The 17,951-nt window shown below is 65.8% G+C and carries 14 protein-coding genes and 2 pseudogenes; 10 read left to right on the plus strand and 6 right to left on the minus strand.

Translation table 11 applies throughout. From position 1 onward, the window contains the following. Positions 1-88: 88 nt before the first annotated feature. From D3273_RS30020 to D3273_RS22150, 4 genes and pseudogenes are all read left to right on the plus strand, one after another. A pseudogene (locus tag D3273_RS30020) lies at positions 89-166 on the plus strand (TetR family transcriptional regulator); the annotation flags it as partial. A 21-nt stretch (positions 167-187) separates the two neighbouring features. Then, entirely contained in the window at positions 188-649 is a 462-nt protein-coding gene (locus D3273_RS22140; protein ID WP_245501333.1) for a TetR/AcrR family transcriptional regulator, read from the plus strand. A gap of 14 nt (positions 650-663) precedes the next feature. Next, positions 664-2,055 (plus strand): MFS transporter, encoded by a 1,392-nt coding sequence (locus tag D3273_RS22145; protein WP_129229073.1) that lies wholly within the window; start codon positions 664-666, stop codon positions 2,053-2,055. A 22-nt stretch (positions 2,056-2,077) separates the two neighbouring features. Next, a complete protein-coding gene (locus D3273_RS22150) occupies positions 2,078-3,547 on the plus strand; it encodes a metal-dependent hydrolase family protein (RefSeq protein ID WP_129229074.1) in 1,470 nt (489 codons plus the stop codon). 49 nt (positions 3,548-3,596) lie between these two features. On the opposite strand, the gene D3273_RS22155 is transcribed toward D3273_RS22150, so the two are convergent. Beyond that, positions 3,597-7,247 (minus strand): hypothetical protein, encoded by a 3,651-nt coding sequence (locus D3273_RS22155; RefSeq protein ID WP_129229075.1) that lies wholly within the window; start codon positions 7,245-7,247, stop codon positions 3,597-3,599. A gap of 413 nt (positions 7,248-7,660) precedes the next feature. Here D3273_RS22155 and D3273_RS22160 point away from each other — a divergent pair, with 413 nt between their 5' ends. From D3273_RS22160 to D3273_RS29380, 5 genes and pseudogenes are all read left to right on the plus strand, one after another. Next, the gene (locus D3273_RS22160; RefSeq protein ID WP_129229076.1) at positions 7,661-8,041 is read left to right on the plus strand and encodes a hypothetical protein; all 381 of its coding nucleotides are present in this window, start codon (positions 7,661-7,663) and stop codon (positions 8,039-8,041) included. A gap of 493 nt (positions 8,042-8,534) precedes the next feature. Then, on the plus strand, positions 8,535-8,924 hold the full coding sequence (locus D3273_RS22165; protein ID WP_129229077.1) for a hypothetical protein: 390 nt from the start codon (positions 8,535-8,537) through the stop codon (positions 8,922-8,924). 729 nt (positions 8,925-9,653) lie between these two features. Then, positions 9,654-9,941: a transposase gene (locus D3273_RS22170; RefSeq protein ID WP_129229078.1), complete on the plus strand. Its 288-nt coding sequence runs from the start codon at positions 9,654-9,656 to the stop codon at positions 9,939-9,941. Beyond that, the gene (gene tnpB, locus D3273_RS29840) at positions 9,938-10,294 is read left to right on the plus strand and encodes an IS66 family insertion sequence element accessory protein TnpB (protein ID WP_342634280.1); all 357 of its coding nucleotides are present in this window, start codon (positions 9,938-9,940) and stop codon (positions 10,292-10,294) included. The genes D3273_RS22170 and tnpB overlap by 4 nt, the downstream gene beginning before the upstream one ends. Then, a pseudogene (locus D3273_RS29380) lies at positions 10,201-10,677 on the plus strand (hypothetical protein); the annotation flags it as partial. The gene tnpB and the pseudogene D3273_RS29380, both read left to right, overlap by 94 nt. Positions 10,678-11,001: 324 nt before the next feature. On the opposite strand, the gene D3273_RS22180 reads toward D3273_RS29380, so the two are convergent. The 5 genes from D3273_RS22180 to D3273_RS22200 all read right to left on the minus strand — a co-directional run bounded on the left by D3273_RS22180 (position 11,002) and on the right by D3273_RS22200 (position 15,401). Further along, positions 11,002-11,979, minus strand: coding sequence for a LysR family transcriptional regulator (locus D3273_RS22180; RefSeq protein WP_129229080.1), 978 nt, complete (start codon positions 11,977-11,979; stop codon positions 11,002-11,004). Between the two features lie 391 nt (positions 11,980-12,370). Beyond that, positions 12,371-12,667: a hypothetical protein gene (locus D3273_RS22185; protein WP_129229081.1), complete on the minus strand. Its 297-nt coding sequence runs from the start codon at positions 12,665-12,667 to the stop codon at positions 12,371-12,373. A 189-nt stretch (positions 12,668-12,856) separates the two neighbouring features. Further along, on the minus strand, positions 12,857-13,864 hold the full coding sequence (locus tag D3273_RS22190) for a 5-oxoprolinase subunit C family protein (RefSeq protein WP_165359612.1): 1,008 nt from the start codon (positions 13,862-13,864) through the stop codon (positions 12,857-12,859). Then, the gene (gene pxpB / locus D3273_RS22195) at positions 13,861-14,607 is read right to left on the minus strand and encodes a 5-oxoprolinase subunit PxpB (protein WP_129229083.1); all 747 of its coding nucleotides are present in this window, start codon (positions 14,605-14,607) and stop codon (positions 13,861-13,863) included. The genes D3273_RS22190 and pxpB overlap by 4 nt, the downstream gene beginning before the upstream one ends. Before the next feature lie 20 nt (positions 14,608-14,627). Continuing rightward, on the minus strand, positions 14,628-15,401 hold the full coding sequence (locus D3273_RS22200) for a LamB/YcsF family protein (RefSeq protein ID WP_129229084.1): 774 nt from the start codon (positions 15,399-15,401) through the stop codon (positions 14,628-14,630). A gap of 367 nt (positions 15,402-15,768) precedes the next feature. Here D3273_RS22200 and D3273_RS22205 point away from each other — a divergent pair, with 367 nt between their 5' ends. After that, on the plus strand, positions 15,769-17,949 hold the full coding sequence (locus D3273_RS22205; protein WP_129229085.1) for a putative bifunctional diguanylate cyclase/phosphodiesterase: 2,181 nt from the start codon (positions 15,769-15,771) through the stop codon (positions 17,947-17,949). Positions 17,950-17,951 lie beyond the last annotated feature (2 nt).

Below are 17,951 nucleotides of genomic sequence, written 5' to 3' on the forward strand. Positions count from 1 at the left end.
CCTTCATCTGGACCGCCTCAGCCGCCAGCGTCATGGCCAAGCTCAGGGTGCATCAAACGAATGACTCAGAGCACTAGAACGCGGGTATTCGCGCTTCACCACCTCCGATGCGGCAGCCGTCGCCGGGGTCTCGCGGGGCGCGCTGACGCATCACTTCGCCAACAAGGAAGATCTCGTCGTCCGTTCCGTGGCGCATGATCTCGGCGCCGTGACGGAAGGGCTGCGGGGCTTCCTGGTCGAGGGCGCCGGCCGCCGGCGAGGGCCTGACGAGATCGTCGATCACCTGTGGGGCCTGATGGCGGGAGGCCTGTTCTACGTCACTATGGAATACCTGCCCGAGGCGCGCCACAACGCCCCGTTCCGGGAACGCCTGCTGCCTGTCGTGCAGGAGTTCCACGCGGCGCTCGATGCGCTCTGGCTGTCCGTGTCGGACGCCCACGGGCTCGATCCCCTCGAGGCACGGGTCACCCTCAACGCCACGCTCTGCCTGATGCGCGGGATGGTGGCACAGAGCGTGCTCAGGCCCGACGAGGACTATTTCGCGTCGATGCTCGACCACTGGAAGGCGCATCTGCTCGCCCTCTTCGCCGCGCCGTCCGGCCCGCGTGCCGCTCTCGACCGCCGTCCCGCTTCCCCGCCCATGTCCTGAGTCCGGAGGTTTCCGTGCACGACCTTTCGTCCCGCATCGAACGGCTGCCCTTCGGCAGTTTCCACCGGCAGCTCCTGCTGATGGGCGGCCTCGGCTACACGTTCGACGGCCTCGATGCCGCCGTGGTGTCCTTCGTGCTGCCGGTGCTGCGCCCTCTGTGGTCGCTGTCGAGCGTCCAGGTCGGCTTCCTCGGCAGCGGGACCTACATCGGCTATCTTTTCGGCGCCCTCTTCGCGGGCCTGCTCGGCGACCGCATCGGGCGTCGTGCCGTGATGGTCTGGGCACTCGTCCTTTACTGCGCGGCTTCGCTCGTCAGCGCCTTCGCCCAGGATTGGACGTTCTTTCTCGGGTGTCGCATCGTGGCGGGCGTGGGCACGGGCGCCGAATCCGCCATTGTGGCGCCCTTCCTCGCCGAGTTCGTCGCCGCGCGTTACCGTGGCCGCTTCACCGGTTCGCTCGCCGGCTTCTTCTCCTTCGGCTTCTTCGGCGCCGCCCTGCTGGGCTATTTCGTCATCCCCGCCGCACCGGAGGCTTGGCGCTGGGTGCTGGTGCTCACGGCGACGCCGGTGATCATGCTGCTCTGGTGGCGGCGTGCCTTGCCCGAGTCGCCCCGCTGGCTCGCCGGTGTGGGCCGCACCGCGGAGACCGAGGCGGTCGTCGCCCGCATGGAGGACGACGCCCGCCGCGCCGGCCACGTGCTACCGGCCGCGGTGCCGGTTCCCGCGACGGCGATGCCGCCCCTCGGCTCCGTGGCGGGGCAACTCGCCGCCCTGTGGCGGCCGGGCCTCGCCCGGATCACGGCGATGAGCTGGATCATGTGGCTGTCGATCACCTTCAGCTATTACGCCTTCTTCACCTGGATCCCGAGCCTCCTCGTCGAGAGCGGCATGACGGTGACGAAGAGCTTCGGCTATTCCATCGCGATCTTCGCCGCCCAGATCCCGGGCTACTTCTCGGCCGCTTGGCTCAACGAGCGGATCGGGCGGCAGGCCACCATCGCGTCCTACATGGTGCTGGGCGGCCTGTCGGCGGTCGCGCTGGCGGTGAGCCATTCGGACGGCACCGTGACGGCGGCGGGCATCTGCCTGTCCTTCTTCATGAACGGCACCTACGCGGGCATCTACGCCTACACGCCGGAAATCTTCCCCACCGCGGTCCGGGCCACCGGGATGGGAACCGCGTCCTCGATCGGGCGCATCGGCGCCATCGCGTCGCCCCTGCTGGTCGGCTGGCTTTACCCGAACTTCGGCTTCGCGGGCGTGTTCGGCACGACCACGTTGGTGCTTCTCGCCGGCGCGCTCGCCGTCATGCTGATGGGCGTCTCGACCCGCAACCGCTCGCTCGAGGAGATCACCGCCGACGAACTGGCTCCGGGCAGCGCAGCCCCGGCCCGCGGCACAGCCTGATCCGGCCCGAAGGAGAACCCTCATGCAGACCCTGTTCCTCAACGCCGCCGTCACCGATGCCACCCGGGCCGAGCCGCGCATGGGCAACGTCCTCGTCGAGGACGGCGTGATCCGCGACGTGGACGCCCGCGCCGGCACGGCGGAAGGGCGGAACGTCATCGACCTGCGCGGCCGCACCCTGATGCCGGGCCTCGTCGACAGCCACGTCCATGTCGTGGCCTCGACGATGGACCTCACCATGAACGCCCAGTTGCCCGACGCGCTGGCCGTCCTGCGCTCCCTGCCCATCATGAAGGGCATGCTCGACCGCGGCTTCACCACGGTGCGCGACGTCGGTGGCGCGCCGCCGGCGCTGTCCGACGCCATCGCCGAGGGGCTGATCGCGGCCCCGCGCGTCGTGGCCTGCGGCAAGGCGCTGTCGAAGACCGGCGGCCACGCCGACAACCGCCCGCGTCACGACACACACGACGCGACGCGCTGGGGCCGCAACTACGGGGCGCTCGGCCGCGTCGCCGACGGCGTCGACGAGGTGCGCCGCGCCTGCCGCCAGGAGCTGCGCCAGGGCGCGCGCTTCATCAAGGTCATGGCCAACGGCGGCGTGTCGAGCCCCACCGACCCGATCGCCTGGCAGGGCTACTCGGTGTCGGAGCTCACCGCCATCGTCGAGGAAGCGCGGGACGCGCAGACCTACGTGTCGGCCCATCTCTACACCGCCGACGCCATCGTCCGTGCCTTGAACTGCGGCGTGCACTCGCTGGAGCATTGCAACAACATCGACGTCGAGGCGGCCAGGATGGCGGCCGAGCACGGCGCCGTGGCGGTGCCGACGCTCGTCACCTACGAGGCCCTCGCCGAAGACGGGGAAGCGCTGGGGCTCGCGCCGGTGTCGATCGCCAAGATCGAGGCGGTGCGAGCGAACGGCCTCGGCTCGCTGTCGATCCTGCGCGAGGCCGGCGTCACCATGGCCTACGGCACCGACCTGCTCGGCGAGGCTCACGGACGGCAGAACCAGGAGTTCGCCATCCGGTCACGCGTGCTGCCGTCCGCCGAGATCTTCGCCAGCGCCACGACCGTGGGGGCGAAGCTTTGCGGACTGGCGGGGCAGATCGGTGTCGTGGCGACCAGGCGCCGCCGCATCAGCCCGCCCGGCGCGTCCATGACGTTGCGCAGGAACTCGCGCCGCCGCTCCTCCTCGATGCTGGTCGACGCGCGTCCTGGCTCGAACGGCTCGCCCGATCCGCCGATCGCCTGTATCATCAGGTCACGATCGATCAGCTGTATGTCGGGGACACCCGCGCGCCCTACGTCGTCGAGCCCCCCGCCCGAGGCGACCGGCGCACCTGCAGGGTGCGCTGCGTCTCTGTCCCACCGATCCATTCCGCACTTCCCTCCGCCCGGGGCCATACTCGACCCCTCCTGCACGGGAAGACCCTCTCAACCAACACGTGTTGACGAGCTTGAACGATGCCGCGTCCGCCCCGTGTGTGGCTAGATTTATCCGACGTCATAGCTGCTGATCCGTCGAGCGTGCAGGCAGGTCATTATTCACCCCTGCCGCCGGTGTCATCGCGTCCGCCCCGTTCCCCGCGCGATCGTGTTGTCTCGCGGATGAACGCGTTCCGCAGATCTGGGAGCGCGCTGAAGCCCATATTCTCGGCTTCGCGCAGGACAGCCTCCACTCGGCTCGACATGTCCACGCGATCGATTCTGACAGGACTTCTTTGACCGAAGCACGTAAAGCACTCCTCAGATATCAGGCGCTTGAGGTTTTGAGGGTCTACCTGCGCCAGCTCGGCCAAGCGTTCCCCACGGTTCCTCGACAAAGCCCCGGAGGCCGCCAGAACGACGGCGTACTGCACGACTAGGCGACGACGGACCTGCGCGTCCGGTTCGTGGCGTAGATCCTCCCCTTTGTCGCGTGAGCCCGCGAGACCGTCGCTGGACGCCAGCGGACGGTCGACCGATGGCGGGACCTCGACCGAGTGCGCCGCCGAGCTGACCGGTCCGGGGACCATGGCCTGCTGCGCCGTCCTAGACGGGGGCGCGGCGGCCGTCGCGGAGCCGGGCGGCGGCCGGACGGCGGCGACGTCGAGCTTTCCCGTCCTGCTGCCGTTCGGTGGCCCGCCCTCGCCCTCCCGAGGCGACGGTGCCGGCCTCGTCTGCACCGGCACCGGAGGTCGCGGTGGGCCGCTCGCGACCTGAGCGGCGCCCGTATGAGCGACGGCCGTTCGCGGCGGCCCAGCGTCGACCTTCTGCCCCTCCGTCTCGCGGGGCGACGGGGCGGTTATGGCGAACGAGCCAGTTGCGACGATCGTCTCTCTGGGGGAGGCGGTCACGCCGTCGTTCGGCTCGACATCTGCGACCATCATCGGCTCTGGCAGGAGCCTCGCTCGCGGGGCGCGAATGCCCCCGTGAGGCTTGGGGTGATCGGTCGCGAGCGTCCTCACTAGGCGCTGGATGGCGACGTCCTGCCGTCCGGGGTCGGGCTCGTCCGCGACGATCGTCCGGATCAGCGCGGACCAGCCAGCCGCTTTCGCAAGAGAGCCACCGCTCGCATCTTCGGGGCGTTGCCGGGCTCGCTCCAAGCGGGATTCGAGGCTCGACAGGATCCGGCCTCGGCGCCTCGGGCGGTCCGTCGCCCCCCGCCCGGCTTGCCCGGCCGGCTCTCGCGCGCGCCTCTTGCGTGCTTTCGTCGGGGCACCCGTCGAGCCGGCGCTCGCTGGCAGACGTACATCCGGGAGAGTCGTATGATCCGCCGATGTCGCCGCGCCCGCTTCGGCTCGCGGCGTCCGGGCCTCGGCCTGAGCCTGCGGCGTAACGCTTCGCACCGACCCGGCGACGGAGGCAGGGCCGCGAGTCGGCCCGTCCGCCAGCGTCCCCCGACCGTCCCGCCGCGCGAGAGGCGCCCGGACAATGTCGCGGGCGGTCTGCCATTCCTCCCGCAGGGACCGAAGCCGCTCCGTAGCGACCCTCGCCGCATCGTCGAGCGCGCGGCGTTCCTGTGATGTCAGCGCTGTCTCGACGGCCATCAGCGGCCGGATGACGGCGAGTTCCACCATGACCGACAGGATGGCCAGGACGAGGCCTCGATTTTGGAGCCGTCGGTTGCGCCATCTGAGATCGCGGAGCGCAGCCATGTCGGCCCGATGCCGTGCCATCACCCGATCGACTTCGGCGTGACGCGTGCGCCAGACGTCGTCGAGATCACGCTTCAGCTGCGCCAGGGCGGCGCTCCGGATCTGACGATAGGCGGCCATCTCGGCGCGGTCGCTGACCCCCTTCACGTGGGCACGGTGCTCCGGTCGCTCATAGAGCCAGGCGGTGGCACTCGGTGAGAAGGCGCGATCCAGTGCACCCTCGATCGCGACGTCGCCGGACAGACCACTTGTCGCTCGACCCGCGCGGAGCACTCGGCCCGTCTCGTGCCGGTCATAGCCGCCGGCATGCAGGCGAAGGGCGACCTGCCGTGACAACTCATCGTCGGAAGGTCGCGACAGACCCTTGTCGCGATCTCTTGTCAGGATGCGGCCGGCGTGGGCCTGCCAGAGTGCACGGGCGAGCGTGTCCGACTTCGCGACCGCGCGCGGTCCCGCATGGACGTCCGGTGCGGGTGCGGACGGGATGGTCGGACGATCTCGGTGCGGGCTGAGGCTGCCGCCGTGCTGTGGCCGGACGAACCTCGTCGTCGCGATGTCGGGCAGCCAGTCGACGACACCGGCGGGAGAACGTGTCGGCGACGGTCGCGCCGGGGTGAACGAGGACGAGGCGGCCGCCTCGTTGCGCCCGTCCCGGCTGCGCCGCCGCTCGGCGCGGGCGTTAGCGTCCTCATCCCGCCATATCGCGACCCATCTCGCGAGCTCCGCCGACATGGGCGGATCTGCTTGTGGCACCTGGGCCTCGCCTCCCACGCCTTCCGTCGACGCGCGCCGGAGCGCCTCGACCTCGATGCCCGCCATGCCGGCGAGGGCTTGCTCGCGGTCGGCCTTGAGCCGATGAGTGGCCCGGAGTGCCCTATGGACCGCGATCACCGGGGCGGCATCGATTTTCGGCGTGGGCGCGTCGCGATCGGGGTCGACCCGTCGCGCAGGACGGCCGTGCGAAGCTCCGCCGTCACCATCCTGTGCTGATCGACGTCCTGGAGCGGGAGATCGCGGCGAAACGGCTTTCTCCGACCCCGGCTCAACGCCCGGCACCGCCGGCACGGCATCGGGTGTGGACCGTCGCATCCCCCGAGCGGGTTCCGCAGCCGCGGTCACGGTGGAGGCTCGTGACCGGCCGGTTATCTCGGCCCCGAGGGCGGCGGCGCGGCGGTGCAGCTCGAGGTCGCGCTCGCGCCGCCAGTCCGCGCGCGCCCGTCGCTTCTGCCATTCGATTTCGCTGCGGGTGACGTGGGCGACGGGACGGATCGCCAGGCCACGGCGGGCGTAGGAGCGGTGATCGACCGCCATGTCGCCGCTGGCTTGGCGCATCCGCTCGGCCCAGTCCGCGCGCAGGGCTTCGATGGTCGGGCCGAGTAACCCCTCGAGAAGGCGCTTTCCGTCGTGCTTTTCCGAAACCGCGTCGAGCTCGCGGCACTTTCGGCCGAGCTTCCCACGATCGACGATCCTGGTGCCGACGTGCAGGTGCAGGTGGTCGGGTGCGCCATTCACGTTGTGCACGCGGCCTTCCAACGGCACATTCAACCGGTCGGACAGGAAGCGGGCGTGCTCCCAGGCAGCCCTGCCGGCCGCCTCGGCCGACAGGCCATAGCGGAACGAAAGAATCATGTGCGTGCCCACGCGCGGAAGACGGCCACCGTAGCACCGGTAGGTGCGGTCTTTCTTGCGTTCACGAGCGTCGAGCAAGCGGGCGAGCGCCGCGCCCGTGTCGACCGGCAGGCCGCGCGTGATGAGGACATGCGCCCCGAGTTCACCGTCGCTCGCGCCTTCGGCCCGGTTAATGTAGTCCGACGTCGCCAGACCGGCCCCGTGCGAGGACCTTTCCCCATCACGACCCAGCGGGTGCTTCCCGGACGCTTTGGCGAACGCGCCGATGCGGTTGATGTAGTTCGACGTTCCGAGGCCGGCGATCGAGCCCTCCTCGGCGACGATCCAACGGGCATTGTAGTGGAAGAAGCCCCTGACGCCGGTCGACAGCGCTGGTCCGCTCTGCGGATCGGCGCTCCTCGACCCAGCATGCGCCACGTCCGTCACCCCTGCAATTTTCCGCACGGAAAATTGCGTAAGCGGGCCATCGGTGTCGACAAAGGTGTTTTCACGCTGCTGCGCCGAGCCATGAAGTGGAGCCCTCCGGACGATCAGGGGTGCTTACGTCCTACCATATGACAGGTGTCATCGCGATACATTGTCGATGCGACAGCATCGCAGATGTCATCGGAGCTGCGATCACCCATGATTTGCTCATGGCGGCTCATATTATGGCGGACTGTCAACCGGAAAATTCCAAAAGTGACGTAATTTCACGATGCGGTTCCTGCTGTTTTTGGCCTTGCGGTGCTGTTCTTCTCGGAAAACACCTCTAAACTTGTGACATCGGTGATGGGCACCGAGGACGTCGACGACCTCCCGAACCGGCGAGGTATCGCAAGGATTAACGAGGTGCGAGAATGCGATATTCCATTCCAGGCATGCCGATAGAACTCCAGAAGGCCGTGGGGCGCATCGGCCACGCTGTTGCTGCCCTGCCCGACAAGCACCGGGATCCCGTGATCGACGCGATCCTCGACGCCTTGGCGGCCGCTCACTCCGATCGCGAAACGACGGCGTACGAGCGCGGCCTGCTGCCGCAACTCCGCGAGCGGATGCTCTCGGCGCTCGCGGCTTCACCGCTGCACCTCAAACTCGACCATGACGAAGAACTCGCGGAAGTTGCAGAAAAGGACAGGGTTGCTCGCGTAAAGCAGCGAGAGAATATCTTGCGCAAACGCCATAAGCAGGCGCACATGGCAGAAGCCGAGCGGGCGTATGTTCCACCCAAACCTGTATGACCGGAGCGCCCGCCGCGAACCGGACGGGGAGCGGCCACCGCACTCGTGCTCAGCGACAGTTCGGCGCGAGCGCCGTAAGCCGGTCCATCTTTCGGTACCACGTTAGGTCTTCACGACCGCGATGTCGCTGTCGAACCCGCCAATATGTGTACGCGAGAGAAACGTTCGTACTCTGTGTCAAGTAATTGAGGTCATCGGAATTTCACTGATAATCTCTTTAATCTGAGGAGTGTTTTCCTGGTCCGCCGTCATGATTCTAGTCGACTAGACGGCTCCCTTCATCGTTGAAAATCGCGAGATACCCCATGTCGGAGTTTAGGTTCGACTTGCCATCACAATGGTCCAGGCATGAGGAATTCATCGCCAGTGCGCACGGCTTGCCCGGGAAGCGACGGCAATCGAGTCCGAACCACGGCATCGTAGGATATCGGATCGAGTCTGCCACGGTTGCGATAGCCCTGCGACGGGAAGCGCGCTCGAGGGAGTGGGGCGCTTGGCGGAGGCGTTGCTCGTCTACGAGGAGGTTTTGGCTTTGACCGAGGATGAGCGGACCGCATTCGAGACGGGTCACCTGATGCACCGGATCGGCGGCTGCGCCCTCGACCTTGACGACGGCCAATACGCCTTCGTGTCTCACATCGACGCCGGCCGCCAAGCGAGGGACGTCGGCCTACGCCGACTTTGCGCAGAGTCGCTGACGGCGGCGGGATGGAGCCTGGCGACGCACCTCGTCGCTACGCCCGGTGCCGCGACCGTCGACCGCGACCTCGTGGCCACGGGTTTCGACGGCGTTCTCGACGAAGCCCGAGAAGTTCTGTTGGTCGATGGGAAGCCAAGCTTCGACCGCGTTTTGACCTCCATTCCCACTTCGCCGGGCTCATGATTCTGTCGGCTGAGGCCTTCTTGGATGCGGTGTCGTCAGCGCCCTCAGAAGCATTCTACCACGACGACCTGACTCCATTCCTAATTTTGCACGAAGTTTCTGGACGGACGACCGCCGACGGGTCCGTCGTAACCGCATATAGGACGGAAGCGCTGGTGCGTTTCTGCCGAGCTCTCGGCGAGCAAGGAAGGCAGCGTCGCATCGGTATTCCCGCTTCCAGGAACGCCATTGCGGAGATGGCGCGCCACGTCCCCAACGCGTTCGTCGGGGAGACGAGGGAGTCGATGCAATGGTGGGTCGGGAGTTATCTTCGCCGCCATCGCGGGACCGACTGGACGAAGGATGACCACCTCCTGGCGGCCGGACACGATTAACAATGCCGATGCGAGCACGACCTTGCTCCAGGTTTACCTTCCGCAGAAACCGGCTCCATCTTATAAAGGCAAGCGGACCCAGTCGAGCGAGCTCGCTCGGCCTGTCTCGATGCGGCGTCGATGCTTCGGTATTTTATCGTCGAAGGGGATCTTGCCCCTGACAAGGGTTGTACGGGTCCGACGAAGACCGCCCTGCGGGGTGATAGGTTTGCGGCCGACCTTAAGGGCTTACGGCTAGCCTAAAGGTCATCAGGTCGATGCGGGTCGAGGTTCTAAGCGGGGTTGAGCGCCGGCGTCAGTGGTCGGACGATGAGAAGGCCCGGATCATCGAGGAGACCCTGGTTCCGGGCGCGGGGTGGCCGAGGTAGCCCGGCGCAACGCGGTGAGTGCCAGCCTGGTGTTCGGTTGGCGTCGTCTGGCGCGCGACGGCCTTCTGGGACGGGGCGTTCCGGCGCTGGTCCCGGTCGAGATCGTGGCTCCCATCCCCGCGCTGCCGGCCCCGACGGCACCGAGCGTGCCGCGCTCGAGGCGATCGGCCGGGCTGATCGAGATCGAGCTGCCGCAGGGGCGTCGCCTGCGGGTGGGGTCCGACGTCGACGGCGACGCTCTGCGGCGCGTCCTCGACGCCCTGGATCGCCGATGATCCCGCTGCCGAGCGGCACCAAGGTGTGGCTGGCGATGGGCCACACCGACATGCGCAAGGGGATCGGCGGCCTGTCGCTGCTGGTGCAGGAGGTGCTCGGGCGCGATCCGTTCTGCGGCCACCTGTTCGTCTTTCGCGGCCGTCGGTCCGATTTGATCAAGATCGTCTGGCACGACGGCCAGGGCGGCTGTTCCTGGATGGGGATGGAAGCCTGCCGTCGGCCGAGCGGATCGCGGCGGCTTGCGGACTCGCCAAGGGGACCGTCTACCTCTACTTCTCGACCAAGGGGGCGATCTTCGCCGCTTTGCAAGCAGAGGGATGGAGCGGCCTCCTCAACGCTGTGGATGCGGTGAGCATCAGCGTTACCGGCTCACGCGAGGTGACGGTCTCGGCCATCATCGCAGGCTTGGTGGACCATCTCCGCGCACATCCTGAGTTGCTTCAACTCGACGCGCTCGGGCATAGCGTGATCGAGCCAAATATGACCGCCGACGAACTTGCGGCATTCAAGGCGGAGCAGATGGCGCTGCTGACAGTCTCTGCCAATCGGCTCGACTTGGCGCTTTCGCTCGGGTCGGGACGAGGGTTGTCAATCTTATTGAGAAGCTATGCACTGGTCCGGGGATTGTGGCAGTCCACGCCGTTCGCAAGAGGCGGCGAAGTCGTGACATTTGCCACCTCTCACACCGAGATTGCGGAAGCACTACACGAATACTGGCGTGGTGCCTTGTCATGACGGCTGATTGACCACAATACGGTTCCCCTCATCGAACGTGGAGCGAGAAGCTTGGAGCCGGTACGTGGCTGGGGAAACAGACAACCTCCGTCTCTAAAGAATACGTCCTGTTTATATTTTCGTGGAATGGCTTCATGGAGATATATAAACGGGAATGCTAATAGGCTTGAATTGCATTCCCCAGATACTCGGGAGTGCTGTGAAATAGCATGCATGGGTAGGAATGATGGGTCCATCTTGGGTAAACCTAAAGCGAACTCGTCGGTGCGTGGCGTGGGAGCGAGTATCCCGGCCGCTTCCGAGAGAAGGATGGGGCTTTGTTGGCTAACCGTGGTCGACAGTACCTCGAAAAGTTTCCGCCTCGTTTCGCTCAACGATCCGCCACTCCCGCGCAGCCTCGGCCAGTCCATCGAGGAGTGTCCGGACCCTCCGCGGCGTATGGCGGCGGGCGAGCCTGACGGCATGGATCGGTACCTCCGCAATACGCCGATCGGCAAGCAGCTCGACGACCCGACCCTCGCGCAGGTCGGCCAGCCCCGCCCAGCCGGGTAGCCAGGCAAGCCCCAGTCCCTGACGCATCATCTGCCAGGCACCGCCGACATCCTCCACGATCAGTCGCGGGCGAGGAATCACGCGAACGGGCGCCTCGTCGGCAGCCTCAGCGAATTGCCACGCAAGAAGTTGCCCGCTGGCGGGATCGCGGTAGCCGATCTGGTGGTGCCGTTCGAGGTCGGCGGGGTTGCGAGGCGCACCCATCGCTTCGACGTAGCGGGGCGTTGCGGCGAGCAGCCAGGGAAAGCTGCCGAGCGGCGTTGTGATCAGCCCCGGCTGACCGGTGAGCGCGCCGAAGCGGATGGACACGTCGATCCCCTCTGCGGCGAGATCGAGCGCTCCGTCATCGACTTTGAGGTCGAGTTCGATGTGTGGGCCGGCTCGGAGTAGCGCGGGCACCTGCCGTGCAAGGCAGGTGCGGATCAGCGGTGCCGGCGCGCTCAGCCGGATGCGACCGCCGTGCCCGTTCGAGGCAGCGTGGTCAAGCCTCGCTTCCAGGCGCTCTGCCTCGCGCAGCAGGTCGCGCGCGCCTTCGAGTAGTCGCTCGCCTTCAGCGGTCAGCGCCAGTGCATGCGTGGATCGGTGGAGAAGCCGCACCCCGTGTTGCTGTTCGAACCGCGACACTGCCTTGGACAAGGCGGAGGTGGTGGTGCCCGCACGTCGCGCCGCTTCCGCGAACGACCCCGCCTCCACCACGCGCGCGAAGTGAAGCAGGTTGACGAGGCGCTGATAGCCGGCCGGTGTGGACACGATGGCAAGATAGTCCTTCCACTTCAGAGGCTACAAGGCGAAATCGCTCCACACGCTACCCCTCACTCTCGCCCCAGCAGCACCAACCAAACGAAAAGAAAGAGAACGACCGCAACGAACCCGCCTACAATGAAACCCATACCAACCACGTCGTCATCTCCAACTTTGAGATGACTTCGTATCGATCGTGAGTCGCATTTTGAACTCGGTATCTTTTTTTCGGGTTGTTTCCTCAAAGAGTGATTCTGCGTCGCAACATTAAACAGGAGTCCCTCGGACGTCAGCGGGCTCAGGAACCGTGTGCGAGCGAACCTGCGCTACCTTGAGAACGGAGAGGAGGTGTCGAAGGATGGCAAGGGACCCGGCGCAATGTGGTGGCTCGCCTAGCCGATCAAAGCACGACGTGTGGTCCGCACTCCTCCGCTTTGAGTGGCGTTTGAAACACGAGCACGATGCCATGCGCCACGCGCCGGCCCGGTGTCACAGGACGGGTACCGACTTTGGCGACCTCGTCGGCACGCAAGCTGGCTGTTTCGGGCTCGACGGCCACGCCTGTGCGAGACACGTTGATGATGCGTGCCGCCAATCGTTTGCCGCTCGTGGTCGTGAGGACAGTCGCGGTTTTGGCAGGCAAAAAGCGAGGCGCGGAGCGTGTCTCGCTCGGTTCGATGTCCTGGGCGTTGGGCAAGCCGCCAACGCTGGTTGTCCGGGAGAAAACGTCTCGCGGGATTGTTGATGTCGGAGCCTGATCCTTGGCGCCTCCGGCGCCTTTCCATAGCCGTCCGAACCCGATCATCTTTCGACACGCCTCGTCCGTTGCGGAATGAGCCTCGCACGATGAAACTTACGATTTCATCATTGTGTGTGGCGACCGAAGCTACCCACGCACGAAGCCATCAATGAGGTTTAGGCCCAGCAGTCGTTCCGAGACAAATAGGTCACTTGCCGAGATGGGCCCGATCCGGGAGAAAAGGTCGTTGAACGCCGATTTAGCGACGCGAAGGATGGAATCGGCCTCGTCGAGCGATACAGTCTCGAAACGAAAGGGGACTTGCAGGCCTCGTTGCACGAGATGACGGATGTCGCTGGCGATGACCGTGGCGATCTTTGGATATCCGCCGGTGGACTGCCGGTCGGCCAAGAGGACGAGGGGCTGCTGGTTCCCCGGGACCTGGATGCTGCCCAGGACGATTCCATCGGACACGATATTGAAATCGCCGGCATGCTCTATCGGAGGCCCTTCTAGGCGATAGCCCATGCGATCCGACTGCAGCGTGGTACGGTAGGGGCCGCGCAGAAAGTCCGCCTTGCCTCGTTCCGTGAAAAGGTCGTCCTGCGGACCCCAGACGACCCGGACCGGTCCGTCCGAGGCCGGCCAGAACTGACGATGGAGGGCGAGCGGGGTGCCTGCTGGAAGGGAGGTTTGCCGCAGCGCCAGGGACACTGGCGAGGTCAGTGCCGCGCCACCGATACCGGACCGCAGGTGGACGGAGCGACTGCCGAGCACGGGCTCGACGTCGAAACCGCCTGCGACCGCGAGATAGCCATAGACGCCGGACCGCGCTTGACCGACCACAAGGCGATCGCCCGGAGCGAGATCGATGGCTCGATATGCGCCGAGCGACCGGCCCTGAACCGTCACAGCAAAATCTCCTCCCGTCACTGCGACCCGACAGCTCCCGTCCGTCGCCTCATAGGAGCCGCCGATCAGCGCAAATTCGACACAAGCTTCAACGTCCGCATTGCCAACGAGCCGATTGGCCAGGCGTAACGCGAGACCATCCATGGCGCCGGCCTCTGGTACCCCATAGCGGCCGTAGCCAGGACGGCCGAGATCCTGGATCGTCGAGGCTCCGCCCGACGTCACGATCCGGAGCGTCGTCACGCCAACTTCTCCACATCGGCCGTGATGACACCCATATCTGCCAAAGTGGAGAGGCGGGCGTGTTCTTCTTCCGAGATCGGCCGGAAACGAACGCGGTCTCCCGGCCTGAATAGGAAGGGGTCGGGCCGTCTGAGGTCGAAGGTGCGCAAGGGCGTGCGTCCGAGCATATGCCAGCCGCTCGGTGCCTCGATGGACGTGATCGCTGCCTGCAAGCCACCGACCGTGATGCTGCCCGCCGGGATGCGCTGCCGCGGGTCGAGGCGCCGGGGGGTGTGGAGCGCTTTCGTGAGGCCACCCAGATAGGCGAACCCCGGCGCGAAGCCGATCATGAACACCCGATACTCGACACTCGCATGCTGTCGGATCACCTCTCCGGGATCCAGACCATGAAGAGCCGCGACATGGTCGAGGTCTTCCCCGAAGTTGCCGCCATAGGCTACAGGAACGTGCCAGCGCCGAGTTGCAGGCTCCTCATCGATGGGAACGTCGGCGGCCAGCGTTGCGAGTTCCTGTGCTAAAGCCCTCCGGTCGGCCACCAACGGATCGAAAACCACGAGCAGCGAACGATAGGTCGGCACCGTCTCGATCACCCCTGGCCATGCTGCTTCCTGGAAGCGCGCGTCGAGCGCCATCACCAGCCGGTTCAAGCGCGAGTCGACCACAGATCCGAACTCGACGACGAGGCCCCCTGTCCCGGCGACGCGGATCCGCGGGGAAGGATTGGGCGGGGTTGAGTCGGACATGCGGAGAGCTTGGTCTGCACTCAGGCGCGCAGGATGTCGGCGAACGGCCGCAGTTCGGCGCCGCCCGCCTCCAACATCGTCCGGACGGTACGGGCCATGGCGACGGCTTGTGGGTTGTCGCCGTGGACACAAATCGTATCGATCTGCACCGGCAAGCGCCGCCCCGTGACCGTGGTGACGGCGCCGTCTTCCACCATGCGCCGCACGCGTGCGGCAGCGGCTTCTGCATCGTGGGTCACGGCTCCTGCCACCTTTCGCGAGGTGAGGTTGCCGTCGTCGTTGTAGGTACGGTCGGCGTAGACCTCCCTTGCCAGGACAAGGCCCTCGCCGAGCCCGGCCCGTTCCAACGCCAATCCCGGCATTACCACAAGGATCAGGTCGCGGTCGATCGTCCGCACGGCCCGGGCGACCGCGGCGGCGAGGTCGGGATCAACCATCGCCATGTTGCCGAGTGAGCCATGTATCTTCACGTGGGCCAGCCGTACCCCAACGGAGGCCGCGACCGCCTGTGCGGCGCCGATCTGGTAGACCAACATTTTTTCGATGTCGGCGGGGCTGTCGCCGAGGATCGGCCGGCGCCCGAAGCCCCACAGGTCGAGAAAGCCGGGGTGAGCGCCGACGCTGACGCCGCGATCGCGTGCCGCCGCTATGGTGCGGTGCATGACGATCGGATCGCCCGCGTGGAAGCCGCAGGCGACGTTGGCCGAGGTGACGAGATCGAGCATGGCGTCGTCATCGCCCATGGTCCAGGCGCCGAAGCTTTCACCGAGATCGGTGTTGAGGTCGATCCTCATCGAAGGCTCTCGCTTCCTCGCTGATAGAGGCGATGGTTCGTGCGGCAGTTCACACTGACGAATGGCCGTATGACGGTTAACGGATCGGGTTCAAGATCTGGGCAGTCCTAAAGAAAGCTTCCCACTTCGAAGCCCTCATCCTAAAAGTTGTAAATTACTTATAAATAACTACTTTAAATTGCAATTCGAGATGAATGTCGGTTTCCACTGCCCTGATGAAGCGGCTCCGCTTGCCATCCAGGTTTCGCCCATACCCATTTTGATGCCTCGATGGGCCCGGAGAAGTCGTGATTTTCACCTCAGCTCAACGTGTTAGTAGCAACTTGATAGGAGGAATTGCAGGCCTTTCATCACAGCGATCACCTACATGCCGCTCCGGCACTTTCCGTTTCCAGCCGATGAGCCGCAGCGCCTCGAAACTCTGAGGAGCTACCGGCTGGATGGCCCCGCTCCGGAAGCCGAGTTCGACCACGTCGTCCGGCTCGCAGCCGACATCTTCGAGGTGCCGACGGCCTTGGTGTCCTTCGTCGAGGAGGACCAGCAGTTTTTCAAGGCCCGCGTGGGTTTCGACACCTGCGAGACGTCTCGCGACATTTCCTTCTGCGCTCATGCTCTGATGAGCGACGATGTCCTTGTGATCCCAGACGCCCGCGCCGAGGAGCGCTTCGCCTCTAATCCCCTCGTCACCGGACACCCCTTTATACGCTTCTACGCCGGCGCGCCGATCATCACGCCGAGCGGCCAAAGGCTCGGTTCCGTCTGCGTCATCGACACCGAACCGCGTGCGCCACTCACCGATCGTGAACAAAGGATCCTTCGAGGCTTGGCCAAAGTCGTGGTGGACCATCTCGAACGGCGACGCCTCGACGTCGTCAGGCGCGCCGCGACGAAAATGGCTTCCACCACGCCGGACGCCATCGTCTGCTCAGATGAGAAAGGCACGATCTCATTTTGGAATGCCGCGGCTGAGCGCATGTTCGGTTTCGGCCATCTCGAGGCCGTGGGCATGCCGCTGACAAGCATCATACCTTCCGAGTTCCGTGCTGGACATGAAGCCGGGATGGCGAGGGTGCTGGCGGGCGGCGAGCGACGCCTGGCCGGCAAAACCGTGGAGATCAGGGGACAGCGGCGGAGTGGCGAACAGTTCCCCATCGAACTGTCGCTGGCGACCTGGAAGGATGGCGACCACTTACAGGTCGGATCCATCATTCGCGACGTATCCGAGCGACACCACGCTCGGGAGCGCATGCGCTATCTCACGCATTTTGACCGCCTGACCGATCTGCCCAATCGCGCGCAGTTCTTGGAACGGGTCGACAAGGCACTGACGATGAGTGGTCGCTTCACCCTGCTCAAGATGGGTCTCGATCGCTTCAAAGCGATCAATGGCACGATGGGCATGGCAGTCGGCGACCTTGTCCTCACCGAGGTCGGTCGCCGCGTTCGCGAGGCCACAGGGCCGGACGCTTTCGTCGCCCGGTTGGGGGCGGACGAGTTCGGCGTCCTCATCTCGGGCAGCGACGACCCGATTACCGCTGACGCCACGGGTCAGAAGCTCCTGCAGCGGATGGGCGAGCCGTTTAACGTCGGCGGCTCGATGTGTCATCTCAGTGCGAGCATCGGCATTGTCCTGTGTCCCGGTCTCTCGCATTTCGACGTTGCCGATGCCGCCCTGAAGGCTGCGCTGCTGGCGCTGCAGCACGCCAAGATGGCGGGCGGGCGGCGTTGCGAGCTGTTCCAGCCGCAATTCGGTCAACAGGCCAATGATCGGCACCAGATCGAAGAGGAACTCAGGCAGGCGTTCGCCCGGGACGAGTTCGAACTGCATTTCCAACCTCAAGTCACCCTTCCTGACGCCCGCCTCGTCGGCGCCGAAGCATTGCTGCGCTGGCGCCACCCGCTGCGTGGGTTGCTGTCGCCAGCTGTCTTTCTGCCGATCCTGGAAACGAGCGAGATGGCCGTCGATGTGGGTCGGTGGATCCTGCGGCGAGGTTGCTCTTTCGCGGCCGAAGCGGCCGCGGGAGGCACTCCGATCCGAGTGGGGGTGAACCTGTTTGCGGCCCAACTTCGCGACCCCGCCTTCTTCGACGACATCCTGGCTGCGCTCGCCTCGACCGGGCTGCCTAACCATCTCCTTGAGCTCGAGATCACCGAGACGACCGTGCTCGGGCTCGATGAGAGTGTCATCGCCCCCCTGCGCCGCCTACGCGACCTCGGCGTGAAGGTGGCCTTCGACGACTACGGCACCGGGTACGCCTCGCTCAGTCTGCTGAAGCGCTATCCCCTGACGCGGCTGAAGATCGACCGCGAGTTCGTCCGCGACCTCAACACCGATGCCGACGATGCCGCCATCGTGAAAGCCGTCCTCGCCATGGGGGCTAGCTTGGGTCTGGAGGTGATCGCCGAGGGGATCGAGACGGCGGAGCAGGCCACGACGCTGGCCGCCTTATGCTGCCGGGAAGCTCAGGGCTACCGCTTCGGCAAGCCGGTGCCGGCCGCTGCCTTCCGCCACCTTCTCGCCCCAGCCTCCGGTAGCGTTGCAGCGTGAGC

The sequence above is a fragment of the Lichenibacterium minor genome, from assembly GCF_004137685.1.
In the GTDB taxonomy this organism is placed as follows: domain Bacteria; phylum Pseudomonadota; class Alphaproteobacteria; order Rhizobiales; family Beijerinckiaceae; genus Lichenihabitans; species Lichenihabitans minor.